The sequence below is a fragment of the Pseudomonas sp. P9_35 genome (assembly GCF_034008205.1).
Taxonomy (GTDB): Bacteria; Pseudomonadota; Gammaproteobacteria; order Pseudomonadales; family Pseudomonadaceae; genus Aquipseudomonas; species Aquipseudomonas kilonensis.
The window spans coordinates 2,418,779-2,433,794 of sequence record NZ_CP125373.1; the positions used below are offsets into that span (position 1 = coordinate 2,418,779).

At 60.0% G+C, this 15,016-nt stretch carries 11 protein-coding genes; 6 read left to right on the forward strand and 5 right to left on the reverse strand.

Translation table 11 applies throughout. From position 1 onward, the window contains the following. The first annotated feature begins 95 nt into the window (after positions 1-95). The 3 genes from lon (at position 96) to QMK47_RS10800 (ending at position 5,009) form a co-directional block, all read left to right on the forward strand. Positions 96-2,492 (forward strand): endopeptidase La, encoded by a 2,397-nt coding sequence (gene lon, locus QMK47_RS10790; protein WP_214508979.1) that lies wholly within the window; start codon positions 96-98, stop codon positions 2,490-2,492. A 148-nt stretch (positions 2,493-2,640) separates the two neighbouring features. Continuing rightward, positions 2,641-2,913 carry an HU family DNA-binding protein gene (locus QMK47_RS10795; RefSeq protein ID WP_002552737.1) on the forward strand — a complete coding sequence of 91 codons (273 nt, stop codon included), beginning with the start codon at positions 2,641-2,643 and terminating at the stop codon, positions 2,911-2,913. Between the two features lie 224 nt (positions 2,914-3,137). Beyond that, positions 3,138-5,009 carry a SurA N-terminal domain-containing protein gene (locus QMK47_RS10800; RefSeq protein WP_320390170.1) on the forward strand — a complete coding sequence of 624 codons (1,872 nt, stop codon included), beginning with the start codon at positions 3,138-3,140 and terminating at the stop codon, positions 5,007-5,009. A gap of 15 nt (positions 5,010-5,024) precedes the next feature. Here the strand turns inward: QMK47_RS10800 and QMK47_RS10805 are convergent, their stop codons facing one another. After that, a complete protein-coding gene (locus QMK47_RS10805; RefSeq protein WP_284731309.1) occupies positions 5,025-5,150 on the reverse strand; it encodes a hypothetical protein in 126 nt (41 codons plus the stop codon). A gap of 934 nt (positions 5,151-6,084) precedes the next feature. On the opposite strand from QMK47_RS10805, the gene QMK47_RS10810 reads away from it, so the two are divergent. Continuing rightward, positions 6,085-6,939: a DUF2242 domain-containing protein gene (locus tag QMK47_RS10810; RefSeq protein ID WP_320390171.1), complete on the forward strand. Its 855-nt coding sequence runs from the start codon at positions 6,085-6,087 to the stop codon at positions 6,937-6,939. Between the two features lie 304 nt (positions 6,940-7,243). On the opposite strand, the gene QMK47_RS10815 is transcribed toward QMK47_RS10810, so the two are convergent. From QMK47_RS10815 to QMK47_RS10825, 3 genes are all read right to left on the reverse strand, one after another. Then, positions 7,244-8,281, reverse strand: coding sequence for an AraC family transcriptional regulator (locus tag QMK47_RS10815; RefSeq protein WP_253473076.1), 1,038 nt, complete (start codon positions 8,279-8,281; stop codon positions 7,244-7,246). 2 nt (positions 8,282-8,283) lie between these two features. Further along, positions 8,284-9,414 (reverse strand): carbon-nitrogen hydrolase family protein, encoded by a 1,131-nt coding sequence (locus tag QMK47_RS10820; RefSeq protein ID WP_320390172.1) that lies wholly within the window; start codon positions 9,412-9,414, stop codon positions 8,284-8,286. 172 nt (positions 9,415-9,586) lie between these two features. Further along, positions 9,587-10,804, reverse strand: a complete 1,218-nt coding sequence (locus tag QMK47_RS10825; RefSeq protein WP_320390173.1) for a DUF3422 domain-containing protein — start codon at positions 10,802-10,804, stop codon at positions 9,587-9,589. A gap of 401 nt (positions 10,805-11,205) precedes the next feature. Between QMK47_RS10825 and QMK47_RS10830 the strand changes: the two genes are divergently transcribed. Both QMK47_RS10830 and QMK47_RS10835 read left to right on the forward strand, forming a co-directional pair. Beyond that, on the forward strand, positions 11,206-13,245 hold the full coding sequence (locus QMK47_RS10830) for an NADPH-dependent 2,4-dienoyl-CoA reductase (protein ID WP_320390174.1): 2,040 nt from the start codon (positions 11,206-11,208) through the stop codon (positions 13,243-13,245). Positions 13,246-13,431: 186 nt separating this feature from the next. Beyond that, positions 13,432-14,340, forward strand: coding sequence for a 1-aminocyclopropane-1-carboxylate deaminase/D-cysteine desulfhydrase (locus tag QMK47_RS10835; RefSeq protein WP_253473088.1), 909 nt, complete (start codon positions 13,432-13,434; stop codon positions 14,338-14,340). Between the two features lie 6 nt (positions 14,341-14,346). Here the strand turns inward: QMK47_RS10835 and QMK47_RS10840 are convergent, their stop codons facing one another. Further along, positions 14,347-14,895, reverse strand: a complete 549-nt coding sequence (locus QMK47_RS10840) for a cytochrome b (protein ID WP_214508987.1) — start codon at positions 14,893-14,895, stop codon at positions 14,347-14,349. Positions 14,896-15,016 lie beyond the last annotated feature (121 nt).

A 15,016-nucleotide genomic window follows, 5' to 3' on the forward strand; every position in this document is an offset into this window, starting at 1 on the left:
TCTTAGCGCTTGTTTTTTTTCGAGGCTGCCCCCATCTTGGTTTCAAGCTTACTTCCATCTGTTTCCGGCCCTAGGGCCGCCGTAGAGGCGAAATCATGAAGACAACCATCGAATTGCCTCTCCTGCCATTGCGCGATGTCGTGGTGTATCCGCACATGGTTATCCCGCTGTTCGTGGGGCGCGAAAAGTCCATCGAAGCCCTTGAGGCTGCGATGACGGGTGACAAGCAGATTCTTCTGCTGGCTCAGAGAAACCCAGCCGACGATGATCCCGGCGAAGACGCACTGTATCGCGTAGGTACGATTGCAACGGTTCTGCAATTGCTCAAGCTGCCCGACGGCACCGTCAAGGTCTTGGTCGAAGGCGAGCAGCGTGGTGCTATCGAGCGTTTCAGCGAAGTGGACGGCCATTGCCGGGCCGAGGTGTCGCTGATCGAAGAGGTCGATGCGCCCGAGCGTGAGTCAGAGGTATTTGTCCGCAGCCTGCTGTCGCAGTTCGAACAATACGTGCAACTGGGCAAGAAGGTGCCTGCAGAGGTCCTGTCGTCGCTTAACAGCATCGATGAGCCTGGGCGGCTGGTCGATACGATGGCGGCCCACATGGCCCTCAAGATCGAGCAGAAGCAGGAAATTCTCGAAATCATTGATTTGTCGGCCCGTGTCGAACACGTGCTGGCACTGCTCGACGGCGAAATCGATCTGTTGCAGGTCGAGAAACGCATTCGCGGTCGCGTCAAGAAGCAGATGGAGCGCAGCCAGCGCGAGTACTACCTGAATGAGCAGATGAAGGCCATTCAGAAAGAGCTGGGCGATGGTGACGAAGGTCACAACGAAATCGAAGAGCTGAAAAAACGCATCGATGCCGCCGGCTTGCCCAAGGATGCACTGACCAAGGCCCAGGCTGAGCTGAACAAGCTCAAGCAAATGTCGCCTATGTCTGCCGAGGCCACCGTGGTGCGCTCCTACATCGACTGGTTGGTCCAGGTGCCTTGGAAAGCCCAGAGCAAGGTGCGTCTGGATCTGGCGCGTGCCGAAGACATCCTCGACGCCGATCATTACGGCCTGGAAGAGGTCAAGGAACGCATCCTTGAATACCTCGCCGTGCAGAAGCGCGTGAAGAAGATTCGTGGTCCGGTCCTGTGCCTGGTTGGTCCTCCAGGGGTCGGTAAAACCTCCCTTGCGGAGTCGATTGCCCACGCCACCAACCGCAAATTCGTACGCATGGCCCTTGGCGGCGTGCGCGATGAGGCGGAAATTCGGGGGCATCGCCGTACCTACATCGGTTCGATGCCAGGAAGATTGATTCAAAAGATGACAAAGGTCGGCGTGCGCAATCCGCTGTTTCTTTTGGACGAAATCGACAAGATGGGTAGCGACATGCGCGGCGATCCAGCCTCTGCGTTGCTCGAAGTCCTCGATCCTGAGCAGAATCATAACTTCAACGATCACTACCTGGAGGTCGATTACGACCTGTCGGACGTGATGTTCCTTTGCACCTCCAACTCCATGAATATTCCGCCAGCGTTGCTGGACCGGATGGAGGTGATTCGTCTGCCGGGTTACACCGAGGACGAGAAGATCAACATCGCCGTGAAATACCTTTCGCCCAAGCAGATCCAGGCCAACGGCCTGAAAAAAGGCGAGCTGGAGTTCGACGAGGAAGCGATTCGCGACATCATCCGCTACTACACCCGCGAAGCCGGTGTGCGTGGCCTGGAACGGCAGATTGCCAAGGTCTGCCGCAAGGCGGTCAAGGAACATGCGCTGGAAAAACGCTTCGCGGTCAAGGTCACTGCAGACCTGCTGGAGCACTTCCTGGGCGTACGCAAGTTCCGCTACGGCCTCGCCGAGCAACAGGACCAGATCGGCCAGGTGACTGGCCTGGCCTGGACCCAGGTCGGTGGTGAGTTGCTGACCATCGAAGCGGCCGTGGTGCCGGGCAAGGGTCAACTGATCAAGACCGGTTCCCTGGGCGACGTGATGGTCGAATCGATCACCGCTGCGCTGACGGTGGTTCGCAGTCGCGCCCGGAGCCTGGGCATTCCCCTGGACTTTCATGAGAAGCGCGACACGCATATCCACATGCCTGAAGGGGCTACGCCCAAGGACGGCCCAAGCGCTGGTGTAGGCATGTGCACGGCCCTGGTTTCGGCATTGACCGGTATTCCGGTGCGCGCCGACGTCGCCATGACGGGTGAAATCACGCTGCGTGGCCAGGTCCTGGCGATTGGCGGTCTGAAGGAAAAACTGCTGGCGGCACACCGTGGCGGGATCAAGATCGTGATCATTCCCGAAGAGAATGTCCGCGACCTGAAGGAAATTCCTGACAACATCAAGCAAGATCTTCAGATCAAACCCGTTAAATGGATTGACGAGGTCCTGCAAATTGCGCTGCAATACGCGCCGGAGCCCTTGCCGGATGTGGCTCCGGAGATTGTCGCGAAGGAAGAAAAGCGAGAGTCTGACTCTAAGGAAAGAATTAGCACGCATTAATACGCATTTGCCTGGGGGGCTTCCTTGACAGTTTTTTAGAGCCCTTGTTATAAAGCGGCTCTTAAGTGTCTGCAGGCCATTCAGCACTCGTTTTTGCTTTCACCAAAAAAACTTAGAATCATCTCAAATAGATATAAGGGGACTTAGAGTGAACAAGTCGGAACTGATTGATGCTATCGCTGCATCCGCTGATATCCCGAAAGCTGCTGCTGGCCGTGCGCTGGACGCTGTAATCGAATCCGTCACTGGCGCTCTGAAGGCTGGCGACTCCGTTGTTCTGGTTGGTTTCGGTACCTTCTCCGTGACCGATCGTCCTGCTCGTATCGGTCGCAACCCGCAGACCGGTAAGACGCTGGAAATCGCTGCTGCCAAAAAGCCAGGCTTCAAAGCTGGTAAAGCACTGAAAGAAGCCGTTAACTAAGGTTTCGTTGAGTTTATCCGGGTCGGGGTCATGCCTGGCTTGGCAGCGGAGCGGTAATACGGCCGGTTGCAACCGGTCTGGCACACCAGGGCTTGCAGGTTAGAGCCCGGTCCGCTCCGCCAGTTACGAGAAGGCGCATCCTCGGATGCGCCTTTCTTCTATCCGGATTCTACCCACGCTCCACGGTTGCCTAAATTTGAAGTTCAACCGTTTCTGGGGGACGCATGCTGCAGAATATCAGGGACAATTCACAAGGCTGGATTGCCAAGACCATCATCGGAGTCATCGTCGCATTGATGGCGTTGACCGGTTTCGATGCCATTTTCAAAGCCACTACCAACAGCAACGAAGCGGCCAAGGTCAACGGCGAAAACATCAGCCAGAACGAGCTGAGCCAGGCGGTCGACATGCAACGCCGTCAGCTCATGCAACAGCTGGGCAAGGATTTCGACGCCTCCTTGCTGGACGAAAAAATGCTGCGTGATTCGGCGCTCAAGGGCCTGATCGACCGCAAGTTGTTGCTGCAAGGCGCACACGATGCGAAATTCGCTTTCTCCGAAGCTGCGCTTGATCAAGTGATCCTGCAGACGCCTGAGTTCCAGGTCGATGGCAAATTCAGCCCAGAGCGTTTCGATCAGGTGATCCGTCAGCTGGGTTATGGCCGTATGCAGTTCCGCCAGATGCTGGCTCAGGAAATGCTGATCGGTCAGTTGCGCGCTGGCCTGGCAGGCAGCGGTTTCGTCACCGATGCCCAAGTGTTGGCATTTGCACGCCTGGAAAAACAGACGCGTGATTTCGCCACCTTGAACATCAAGGCTGACCCTGCCTCCGTCAAGCTGACCGATGATGAGGTCAAGGCTTACTACGACCAGCACGCCAAGGAATTCATGACGCCTGACCAGGTGGTCATCGATTACCTCGAACTGAAGAAGGCCTCTTTCTTCGATCAGGTCAGCGTCAAGGACGAAGACTTGCAGGCGGCCTATCAAAAAGAAATCGCCAACCTGTCCGAACAACGTCGGGCTGCGCACATCCTGATCGAAGTGAACGACAAGGTGACCGAAGCCCAGGCCAAGACGAAGATCGAAGAGATCCAGGCTCGCTTGGCCAAAGGCGAGTCGTTTGAAGCGTTGGCGAAGGAGTTTTCCCAGGACCCGGGTTCGGCTAACAACGGCGGCGATCTGGGTTACGCAGGCCCTGGCGTCTACGATCCGGAATTCGAAAAGGCCTTGTATGCCCTGAACAAGGACCAGGTCTCGGCACCGGTACGCACCGATTTCGGTCTGCACCTGATCAAGCTGCTGGGTGTCGAAGCGCCTGAAGTGCCTACATTTGCCAGCCTCAAGGACAAACTGACCCGCGAGCTGAAGACTCAGCAGGTGGAGCAGCGTTTCGTTGAGGCGACCAAGCAACTGGAAGATGCCTCGTTCGAGGCGTCCGACCTGGCGCAACCCGCCCAGGACCTGAAGCTGACCGTCCACACATCGGCCCCTTTCGGTCGTGAAGGCGGCGAAGGGATTGCGGCCAATCGTGCGGTCGTTACTGCTGCGTTCAGTCCGGAAGTGCTGGATGAGGGTGCCAACAGCACCGCCATCGAGCTGGACCCGGAAACCGTCGTGGTGCTGCGTGCCAAGGAGCACCGCAAGCCTGAGCAACTGCCGCTGGAAAGCGTGGCAGGGCCGATTCGTGCTCAATTGACCAAGGAACATGCCAGCGCGGCAGCCAAGACCCGGGCCGACGAGCTGATTGCCGGCCTGCGCGATGGCAAGGCTGCACTGGACAAGCCGGTCGGTGGCCAAGGCTGGAAAGCCACCCAGGCGGCAACCCGCAACCAGGAAGGCATCGATCCGGCGGTGCTGCAAGCACTGTTCCGCATGCCTAAGCCTGAGTCCAAGGACAAGCCGACGTTCACCAGCGTGACCTTGCCTGATGGCAGCCTGATGGTCGTGCGTTTGAATGGCGTGAACGAAGCAGCGGCACCGACTGACGAAGAGAAGGCGGAGTATCGCCGCTACCTCGCGTCCCGTGTTGGTCAGCAGGACTTTGCGGCGTATCGCAAGCAGTTGGAGAGCCAGGCGGAGATCAAGCGTTTCTAATTGCTTGATGCTTTTTCAAACCTGGTTGTGATGCTGTTCAGTTAGAAAAAACGGCGCTTCTTTCAGAAATGGAGAAGCGTCGTTTTTTTTGGCTTGGGTTTTGGGTTTTGGGTGTATATCCGTTTCTTCGGTGATGGCCACTGGCGGTTCCGTTCTTACAGCGGCTCACTTTTGAGAAGCCCGGGAGCCGGCCCAGTCAAAAGTAAGCAAAACGCTCATGCCCCACCACTCGGTGCCTCGCCTAGGCTCGGCATCCATGCCGGGTTGCCCACTGCGCAACACCTTCGTTCAGCCAGCGTGGTTAACGGGGCGCCCGAGATCAACCTCCACCGCGAGGCGGCCTAACAGCCGACCTGGCTCTCCCGGTCGTACACCCATTAGATCTGTGGGAGCAAAGCTTGCTCGCGAATGCGGTGTTCCAGTCAACGATGATGTTGGATTTGCCGACGTCATCGCGAGCAAGCTCGCTCCCACAGGTTTTTGTGTTGTGTGCAGATGTTGTGAACACCGCAAGCTCACTGTGGGGAGCTTGCTCGCGATAGCGGTGGTTTAGTTGCAATGATGTTGGATGTGCCGACGTCATCGCGAGCAGGCTCGCCCCCACAGGGGAAACGCGGTCCCACCAAGAACCAGGTCGGCTGTCAGGCCGCCTCGCTTCGGCTTTTGATCTGGGGCACACCGAGCCTAAGCGAGGTGCCGAGTGGTGGGGCAAAGCGTTTTTGGTTACTTTTGGCTGGTCCGGCTCCCGGCTTTTCCAAAAGTGACCCGCTGTAAGAGCGGAACCATAAGCCGCCGTTACCGCAGCAATGGATATACACACCTAACCACGCCTCCAGAAACGGAATAAAAAAATCTTCATTAACCGCTCAAGAGAACCGCATTAGGCCAAAACACCAGGGTTTTTGTATCTGCTTGTTGCCTGGAAAGCGGGTGTTCGTCGATCTATCCGGTTGGCGTCTTTTTCCTGCAAACAACCCCCAGTAAACTTGTAACCCCCTTGAAACAAGATTAGCCACGCTGCCAGGTCGCGTTCTGTTGCACAATACGCCCCGGACCGTTTTTCTCAGGATGTTCAATGTTCAAATCATTTCCCATGCGCACCGTCGGGCTTGCACTGGTGCTGGCCGCCGCAGCCGGTTGCTCGTCGAAGAAAGCCGCCATTTACGAGCACGAGAACTTCGACGACTCCGGCACGTTTTCGCGCACTTATCCAGTGAGCGACGCGGCGACCTGCGAGGCCGGGCGTCGGGCGTTGCTCAGCCAGGGCTACATCATCACCAGCAGCGATCCGAAGCTGGTCAGCGGTCACAAGAGTTTCCAGCAGACCGGCGACACCCACATGGAGATCAGCTTCAACCTGGTCTGTGCCGAAGACGGCGGTACTGGCCACCGTGCGACGATGTTCGCCAACGCCTTGCAGGACCGTTATGCCCTTAAGAAGACCAACAACTCCGCCAGCCTGGGCGTGGGCGTGTTGGGTTCGGTATCGATGCCGATCGGCTCCTCGGATGACTCGATGGTCAAGGTCGCCAGCGAAACCGTGTCGGCGGCCAAGTTCTATGAGCGCTTCTTTGCCCTGGTGGAGCTGTTCCTGCCTCCCGAGGCGAAGAAAGCGGCCGACAACGCCGAGAAACCGAAAACTGAACTGGGCATTCCGGAATCCAAGGTCGAACCGGCCACCCTGATGCCTGCTCCAGCGCCTGCGCCGGAGCCCGTTGCCCCTGCGCCAGCCACCCCGGTGGAAGAGGCCGCGCCGGCCCCCGTCGAAACCACTCCCACGGTCTCGGAGCCCGTCGCACCGCCGAGCGAACCCGCGCCGATTGCGCCTGAGTCGTTCGAGTCTGCGCCGACGACGGAAACCGTTACACCACCACCGTCCAGCTCGTTACCGGCCCCGACCGAGCCGATCCAGCCGCTTCCGACATCCTGAGGTCCAGTGGCAGGGAGTAACGCCCTGTCACACTTCACACGGTAATTTCCCGGCCCTGTGCTACGTTTAATTCATGAAGCCTTTGCTTCATGTTTTGTTCATAAAGCAGCTTTATGCTGATGCCAGCGCCATAAGGCATTGGTCTCAATGACAGGGGAAGGACACGTAATGGATGATTATCAGGAAGAGCTGCTGGAATACCAGGCGTATGAACTGGACCCGTTGGAACCCGCCGAAGATGCGACGGAGTTGTGAGGATCGCGACACGCTGCAAGTGGTAAGCGCCAAGCCAGGTTCTTGAAGCTCAAACCCCTCGGTGACTACGACGAAACTCTCCGGGCGTCTGGTTGTTCCAGCGCTTGAAGGCTCGTTGAAATGCCTCGGCTGAGGCGAATCCCAATAGATAAGCGATTTCGCCGAACGCCAGTTCGGTATCGCGTATGTAGGTCATGGCCAGGTCGCGGCGGGTGTCGTTGAGGATGGCGCGAAACTGCGTGCCTTCCTCGGCCAGCTTGCGACGCAGGGTCCAGGTCGGCAGCTTCAGGCGAGCCGCCACTTCTTCCAGGTCGGGTTCCCGGCCGCCGTTGAGCAACGGTCCCAGCAATTGGATGATGCGCTCGCGCAGGCTGCGGGTGCGGGTCAGTTGTTCCAGTTCCCATTCACACAACTGAAGCAGATGGTGCCAGGTGCTGGGGCAATGCTGTGGGTTGCGCTGGGCGAGGCTGTCCAGGCCCAGGCGCAGTTGATTCTGTTCGGCGCCAAATTGGATCGGGCAGTCACCGAGCGTGCGGTAGGCCTCCAGGTAGGCCGGCGCCTCGAATTCGATTTCGATGCGTTCTGGCCGCAGCGCGATGCCGCTGACGCTGGACAGTTGCGCAAGCCAGCCGGCAATGATCGAGTCCACGACAAAGCGGTTGTAGGCGTTATACGGGCTGATGGAATAGAACCGTAGCCAAGCGCCTCGGGCATCTTCATGGAAACTCGATTGGCCGCGATAGTTGGAGCCATACAGCGGCTCGAAGCGGATCATGCAGCGGGCGGCCTCGCGCACGGTTGGCGCCTGGGCCGCGGTAACGCCCGCCAACCCGGCCTGGCTCAAGCGGCCGAGTTGGCCCATGCGCAGGCCCAAGGCCGGGTCCTGGGTTTGTTGAATCGCGGCGTGGCCCAGACGCATGTAGCGCGGGATCGACAATCGTGCACCGGGCTCGGCCAGGCGCGCGGCATCGAGACCGTACTGTTCAAGCAGAGGTTGAGGGTCTTGCCCATGGCTGGCGACGGCGTCAGCCAGGCTATGGACGAAGCCCACAGACAGGTCGCCCAGGCGCATCGGCTGCGGTTTCATGTTCACAGCCAGAGGTTCAGCAGGCGGGCGCCACGGGCGTTGCCATCGGGGAAGTGTTGGCCGTTGTGGCTGATGAAACTCTGGCCGGCACTGCCGCTGTCCCAGAACTGGCCCCGCAGGAACACGCTGACGCCGCCCCGGGCCTGGCTGATGGGCAATTGGCCGGTCAGTGTCAGGCGATGCCAGGCTTGGCCCTCGCTCACTTCACCCGGCTTGAGGCTCACCTCGCTCGGCGTGGACAGGCCTTTATAACCGCTCCAGGGTTTGTCCCACGTATCGCGACCGATGATGAAGGCGGGCACCGCAATCAGTTGCGCGCCCTGGTCGTTGAGTTGCCGGTAATGGAGCGGGTACCAACTGTCGCTGCCGATCAGCACGCCCAGGCGTCCGGCGGGGGTGTCGATGACTTGGACGGCGGTCGGGCGGTCGGCCCCAAGCACGTCGCGCTGTTCAAACACCGGATGTCGTTGGCGTTGTGGCTGGCCGATCGGCCGGCCATCGCTGCCGAACACCAGGCTGCTGTTGTACAGCGCACCGCGACCGATTTTCAGTTCACCGTCACTGACACTGGGCTCGGGAAGCACGATGGAGCCGGCCACCAGGGTGATACCGAACTCCTTGGCCAGCCCACCGAACAGCGCTTGATAGTCATGGGCCATGCGCTCGGCTTTCATGCGCAGGTAGGCATCCTCCAGTCGGCTATCGCCTTGAGCGCTGACCAATGCCTGGATAAACGCCAGCGGATTACTGACCGCCAGCCAGTTCATGGCTTCCTTCAGGCTAGTGGCCTGGTACAACTCGTCTTTTTCGCCACCGACCATCAACCAGGTGCCGATGTGCTCGGGCAGGACCACCACGGTCTTGGCATTGAGAAAGCCCTGGTCGCGAGCCGTCTGCAGATAGGCCGCCAGTTTGCGATGCAGGCGCTCGGGGCTCTGGTAGTCGGTGGGGAACAGTTCGGGTTGGATGCCCAGCAAGTTGCCGCGGTCGGCGGGCGTGCCCTGGTCGACCGCCAGGCTGATGCGCAGGTCTGACAGGTAATGACCCGCCGGACGATCCGTCGTCCACAGTGCGTAGGTGATCAGGGCGGCAATCAAGGCCAAGGAAAACAGCAAGTACAAAAATTTGCGCATGGGAGAACAGTCAGCGGCCGTGTGCAGGTTCATGATTTTTCATCAAGAGCTACGGGGCAGGGTACGGTAAAACAAGGGATTAGCGAAGGGCGGGCGCTGATTTGTACGCACGGTAAGCACACACAGAGGGTGTCCAGGAAGCTTGGGAGACCCTCTGTGCTGGCAAGGCGCGCTAGTGACTTTTGGCTTTCCGGATCCGGATCAGAATCAGCAACATGATCAGCAGCACCGGTGGCGTCATGCCCAGCAGCGCTTCGCGGGCCGAGAGGTTTGCGCCCAAGGTGTGCAGCCCGCTATAGACCAGTTTGAACAGGTTGATCAGGTAGTAGGTGATGGCAATGATCGACAGGCCTTCCACCGCGCGCTGGATCTTGATCTGTGCATCGGCACGCGCATTGAGGCTGCGCAGGATCTCGGCGTTCTGGTCCTCCATTTCGACCTGTACGCGGGCTTGCAGCAGGTCACCCAGGTTGGCGACGCTCATGGCCAGTTGCTCGAGGCGCTGTTCGGTGGCTGCGCAATAACGCACCGTGGGTTTGAAACGCCGTTCGATGAACACTCCCAGCCGCTGGCAATCGCCCAGGTGGCTTTCACGTAGCTCCCCCAGCCGCTCGAACACCAGTTGGGCGTAGGCGCGGGTGGCGCTGAAACGGTGGCGATTCTTGACCGTGCTGCTGACGACATGGCGAGACAGCAGGGCGATGTCCTCCAGCAGGGCCTTGGCATGCACGCCGCTGGCATTGGCGTTGCGTTCGGACAGGCTCACCAGGGTGCGATCGAATTCGTTCAGTTGCGGGTCCAGTGCCTTGGCGGTATTGAGCGACAAGGACGCCATCATGCGATAGGTCTCGATTTCCAGCAGGCGTCGGATCATGCGGCCTTGACGATAAGCGTTGAGCCCTCGATTGATGAACAGCAGGCGGTTGGTGCCGTCCTCGGTCAGGCGAAAATCGCTCCAGACCACCGCATCGCCACCACCCACGCAAGAGCCGCATGGGTCCTTGAAACCGTAGCTGGGCAGGTCGAGGCCGGCTTCGGCGCGCACCACCACCTGAACGGCATTGATCAGGTGCTGGGCATGGCCTTCGATACCCTGGGCAAGGCATTCGGGCAGCGTTGTCCAGTGCAGTTCGTTGGTGTTGGCGGGAACGACCAGGGTCAGGGTGAAGAACTCGGCGTGGCGCTCCCACTTGAGCGGGTGTCCTTCGAGGCGGGTGATGCCTTGTGCGGCTTCTGCTGCGACGGTTTCAGGGCACAGGCGCTCGAGCAGCGCGTTGCACTGGGCGTTGTCGCCCAGAAACGCCAGGTGGAAGACGTGGGCCGGTTCGTCAAAATATAACGACGGGCGGGCGTGTAACTCGTTGTGCAGCATTTTTCGTTGGGGATGCATGCGAGTGTCCTGTATCACAAATACTGTTCCTTTTTGACGGCGTCTGTTTTCGTCATGCTGCGTTGCCGCTCCTCGCCATAGCGGGCTATGACTCGTCGCGGCGCCTTGCCTGACGACAACAGCCACTCGTCAAGAAAGGAACAGTATTTGCGAAACAGGACACAAGGACGACCGTGTTATTAGGGTTGTTTTTTGGTTCGAGCACCTGGTCCAGCGTTGATAGGACTGGTTCATCCCGCTGAGAGTCACGCACAGCTGATCGGCGCCCTGCACATTTGGATCATTAAGTTGTCAGTTACGGTCATTGAGCGCCCGCATCCGGACTCTTACGCTGGGGGCCATGACAGATGCAAGCCGCAGAGCTTGTGCTTTTTCCGTGATCGCCCGTTGTGGAGTTACCGATGACCGCCTCTCATTACCCGCATCTGCTGGCCCCGCTGGACCTGGGTTTCACCACCTTGCGCAACCGTACCCTGATGGGCTCGATGCACACCGGCCTGGAAGAGAAACCCGGCGGCTTCGAACGCATGGCGGCGTATTTTGCCGAGCGCGCCCGGGGCGGCGTGGGCCTGATGGTCACCGGTGGGATCGGGCCGAACGACGAGGGCGGTGTTTACTCCGGGGCGGCCAAGCTGACCACCGAAGAAGAAGCGCTCAAGCACCAGATCGTTACCCGCGCCGTACACGAGGCCGGTGGCAAGATCTGCATGCAGATTCTCCATGCCGGGCGCTACGCCTACAGCCCCAAGCAGGTGGCACCGAGCGCGATCCAGGCGCCGATCAACCCGTTCAAGCCCAAGGAGCTGGACGAGGAGGGTATCGAGAAACAGATCAGCGATTTCGTCACCTGTTCGGTACTGGCCCAGAAGGCCGAATACGACGGCGTCGAAATCATGGGGTCGGAAGGTTATTTCATTAACCAGTTCCTGGCGGCCCATACCAACCACCGTACCGACCGTTGGGGCGGCAGCTATGAAAACCGCATGCGCCTGCCGGTGGAAATCGTCCGTCGGGTGCGTGAGGCGGTAGGCCCGAATTTCATCATCATCTTTCGCCTGTCGATGCTCGATCTGGTGGAAGGCGGCAGTGCCTGGGACGAAATCGTCCAGTTGGCCAAGGCCATCGAGCAGGCCGGCGCGACGATTATCAACACCGGTATCGGTTGGCACGAAGCGCGGATTCCTACCATCGCCACCAAGGTTCCGCGCGCCGCGTTCAGCAAGGTCACGGCCAAGCTGCGTGGCTCGGTGAGCATCCCGCTGATCACCACCAACCGCATCAACACCCCGGAAGTGGCCGAGCAGATCCTCGCTGAAGGCGATGCCGACATGGTCTCCATGGCCCGGCCATTCCTGGCCGATCCGGAGTTCGTCAACAAGGCCGCTGCCGGTCGCGGCGATGAAATCAACACCTGCATTGGCTGCAACCAGGCGTGCCTGGACCACACCTTTGGCGGCAAGCTCACCAGTTGCCTGGTCAACCCGCGGGCCTGCCACGAAACCGAGCTGAACTACCTGCCGGTGACCCAGGTGAAGAAGATAGCCGTGGTCGGTGCCGGCCCGGCCGGCTTGTCCGCTGCCACGGTGGCGGCCGAGCGTGGGCACCAGGTGACGCTGTTCGATTCGGCCAGCGAAATCGGTGGCCAGTTCAACGTCGCCAAGCGCGTGCCAGGCAAGGAGGAGTTCTTCGAAACCCTGCGCTACTTCAAGCGCAAATTGCAGACCAGTCATGTCGAGTTGTGCCTCGACACCCGGGTGGGTGTGGCGCAATTGGTGGCCGGCGGTTACGACGAGATCATCCTCGCCACGGGCATCGCGCCGCGCGTGCCGGCGATTCCCGGGGTGGAGCATGTCAAGGTGTTGAGCTACCTGGACGTGATCCTCGAGCGCAAGCCGGTGGGCCGCAGTGTCGCGGTGATTGGTGCCGGCGGTATCGGCTTCGACGTGTCGGAGTTCCTGGTGCATCAGGGCGTTGCCACCAGCCAGGACCGCGAGGCGTTCTGGAAGGAGTGGGGTATCGACACCCACCTCGAGGCTCGCGGCGGTGTGGCCGGGATCAAGGCTGAACCTCATGCACCGGCGCGCCAGGTGTTCCTGCTGCAACGCAAGGCGTCCAAGGTCGGTGACGGCCTGGGCAAGACCACTGGCTGGATTCACCGCACGGGCCTGAAGAACAAGCAGGTGCAGATGCTCAACAGCGTCGAGTACCTGAAGATCGACGACGATGGCCTGCACATTCGCATCGGCGAAACCGGTGAGCCGCAAGTGTTGGCCGTGGACAACATCGTGATCTGCGCCGGCCAGGATCCGCTGCGTGAATTGCAGGAAGGCCTGGAGGCGGCGGGGCAGAAGGTTCATCTGATCGGCGGTGCCGACGTGGCGGCGGAACTGGACGCCAAGCGGGCGATCAACCAGGGTTCGCGGTTGGCGGCGCAGCTTTAAGGCAGCGCCTCAGGAAACCCCTTGTGGGAGCGAGCTTGCTCGCGATAGCGGCAGGTCAGTCAACATTCATGCTGCTGACTAACCGCTATCGCGAGCAAGCTCGCTCCCACAGGGGAAGTGGTGAACCTGAAGTCACCCGCTGCCAAGCTGTTAAGATGCCGGCCTATTTCCCCCTGGCCTGCTGCCATGCTGCTTCCCGCCCTCGACTGGCATCCCCAACCCCGACTCGAACCCCTTCATCTGGACTGGCTCGCCCGAGCCGGTGTTGAAGTGGCGGTGTTGCGCCTGGATCGGATCGATCCACTGATCAGCGGCAACAAGTGGTTCAAGTTGGTCCATCATTTGCGCGCCGCCCATGAGGCCGGTGCCGAGGGGGTCATGAGCCTGGGCGGGGCTTATTCCAACCATTTGCATGCGTTGGCGGCGGCGGGCAAGCGCTTCGGGTTTCCCACGGCGGGGCTGTTGCGTGGTCATCCCCAGGACACGCCGACGGTGCGCGACCTGAAAGCGTTTGGCATGGACCTGCACTGGTTGGGTTATGGCGGATACCGAGAGCGGCACGCGCCGGGTTTCTGGGCGCCGTGGCAGATCCGCTACCCACATTTGCATCCGGTGCCCGAGGGTGGTTCAGGATTGCCCGGCGCACAAGGCTGCCAGGTGTGGGCGGCGAGTGTCCGTGAACAATTGGCGACGTTGGGATGGGCGGATTTTCACGGTTGGTGGCTGGCTTGCGGCACCGGTACGTCGCTGGCCGGGCTGGTGCTGGCCGAAGCGGGACAGCGCCCGGTCTATGGCGTGCTGGCGGTGCCCCAGGACCATGGCGTGGTGCAGCAAGTCGAACGCATCGTGGGGGAGGCGGGCCTGTGCAGTCCGCTTTATGAATTGTTCGACGGCAGCCGTGGCGGTTTCGCCCGGGTCGATGCCGAGCTCACCGAGTTCATCGAAACCACGGCGGCCATCGAACTGGAGCCGTTGTACACCGGCAAAGCCTTGCTGTTGCTTAAAGCGCGGGTCGAGGCCGGACGGTTTGCCCCCGGCACCCGTTTGATTTTCGTCCACACCGGCGGTTTGCAAGGCCGCCGAGGGTTCGAGTAACGGCGATCAGCCGCGTTTGGGCATCATCCGCAGCAGCGTGTTGTCCCGTACCACATAGTGGTGGTACAGCCCCGCCAAGGCATGCAGGCCAATCAACCAGTAGCCGATGGTACCGCCCAGCACGTGCCAGCCTTCCAGTTGCTTGGCAAACTCCTTGTCTTGATTGATGAGCAAGGGCAGATCGAAACCGTAGAACATTACCTGATGCCCTTCGGCGCTGGTGATCAGCCAGCCCAGCAGCGGCATGGCGATCATGAACAGGTACAGCGCCCAATGCATCAGGCGCGCGAGAACGGTTTGCCATGCAGGCGACGCCGGGAAAATCGCCGGAGCCTTACCCATGCTGCGGGCGAACAGGCGTAGCCAGACCAGCAGGAACACCGTCAGGCCGAGCATGAAGTGCGCTTCCTTGATCAGGGTCCGGCCGCCACTGCCCTTGGGGAAAATCCCGCGGAACTCGATGCAGGCATAAACCACGGCCAGCAGGACCAGCATCAGCCAATGCAAGGTTACCGTGACGGTACTGTAGCGGCTTTCTGAGTTTTTCCAGGGCATTGCAGGTATCTCCAACAATCAGGGTAGAGCGCCGTCTAGAGCGGCGTTATCCGCTTACTGTAAGCCCGTTTCGCTGGGTTTGCATGAGCCAGATCAGTTTTGCCGGCAGGAAGCCACAGGG

Bases quoted from the DNA above. Each gene is read 5' to 3' on its own strand.
- lon (WP_214508979.1), top strand. From the start codon at position 96: ATGAAGACAACCATCGAATTGCCTCTCCTGCCATTGCGCGATGTCGTG.
- QMK47_RS10800 (WP_320390170.1), top strand. From the start codon at position 3,138: ATGCTGCAGAATATCAGGGACAATTCACAAGGCTGGATTGCCAAGACC.
- QMK47_RS10810 (WP_320390171.1), top strand. From the start codon at position 6,085: ATGTTCAAATCATTTCCCATGCGCACCGTCGGGCTTGCACTGGTGCTG.
- QMK47_RS10815 (WP_253473076.1), bottom strand. From the start codon at position 8,281: ATGAAACCGCAGCCGATGCGCCTGGGCGACCTGTCTGTGGGCTTCGTC.
- QMK47_RS10820 (WP_320390172.1), bottom strand. From the start codon at position 9,414: ATGCGCAAATTTTTGTACTTGCTGTTTTCCTTGGCCTTGATTGCCGCC.
- QMK47_RS10825 (WP_320390173.1), bottom strand. From the start codon at position 10,804: ATGCATCCCCAACGAAAAATGCTGCACAACGAGTTACACGCCCGCCCG.
- QMK47_RS10830 (WP_320390174.1), top strand. From the start codon at position 11,206: ATGACCGCCTCTCATTACCCGCATCTGCTGGCCCCGCTGGACCTGGGT.
- QMK47_RS10835 (WP_253473088.1), top strand. From the start codon at position 13,432: ATGCTGCTTCCCGCCCTCGACTGGCATCCCCAACCCCGACTCGAACCC.
- QMK47_RS10840 (WP_214508987.1), bottom strand. From the start codon at position 14,895: ATGCCCTGGAAAAACTCAGAAAGCCGCTACAGTACCGTCACGGTAACC.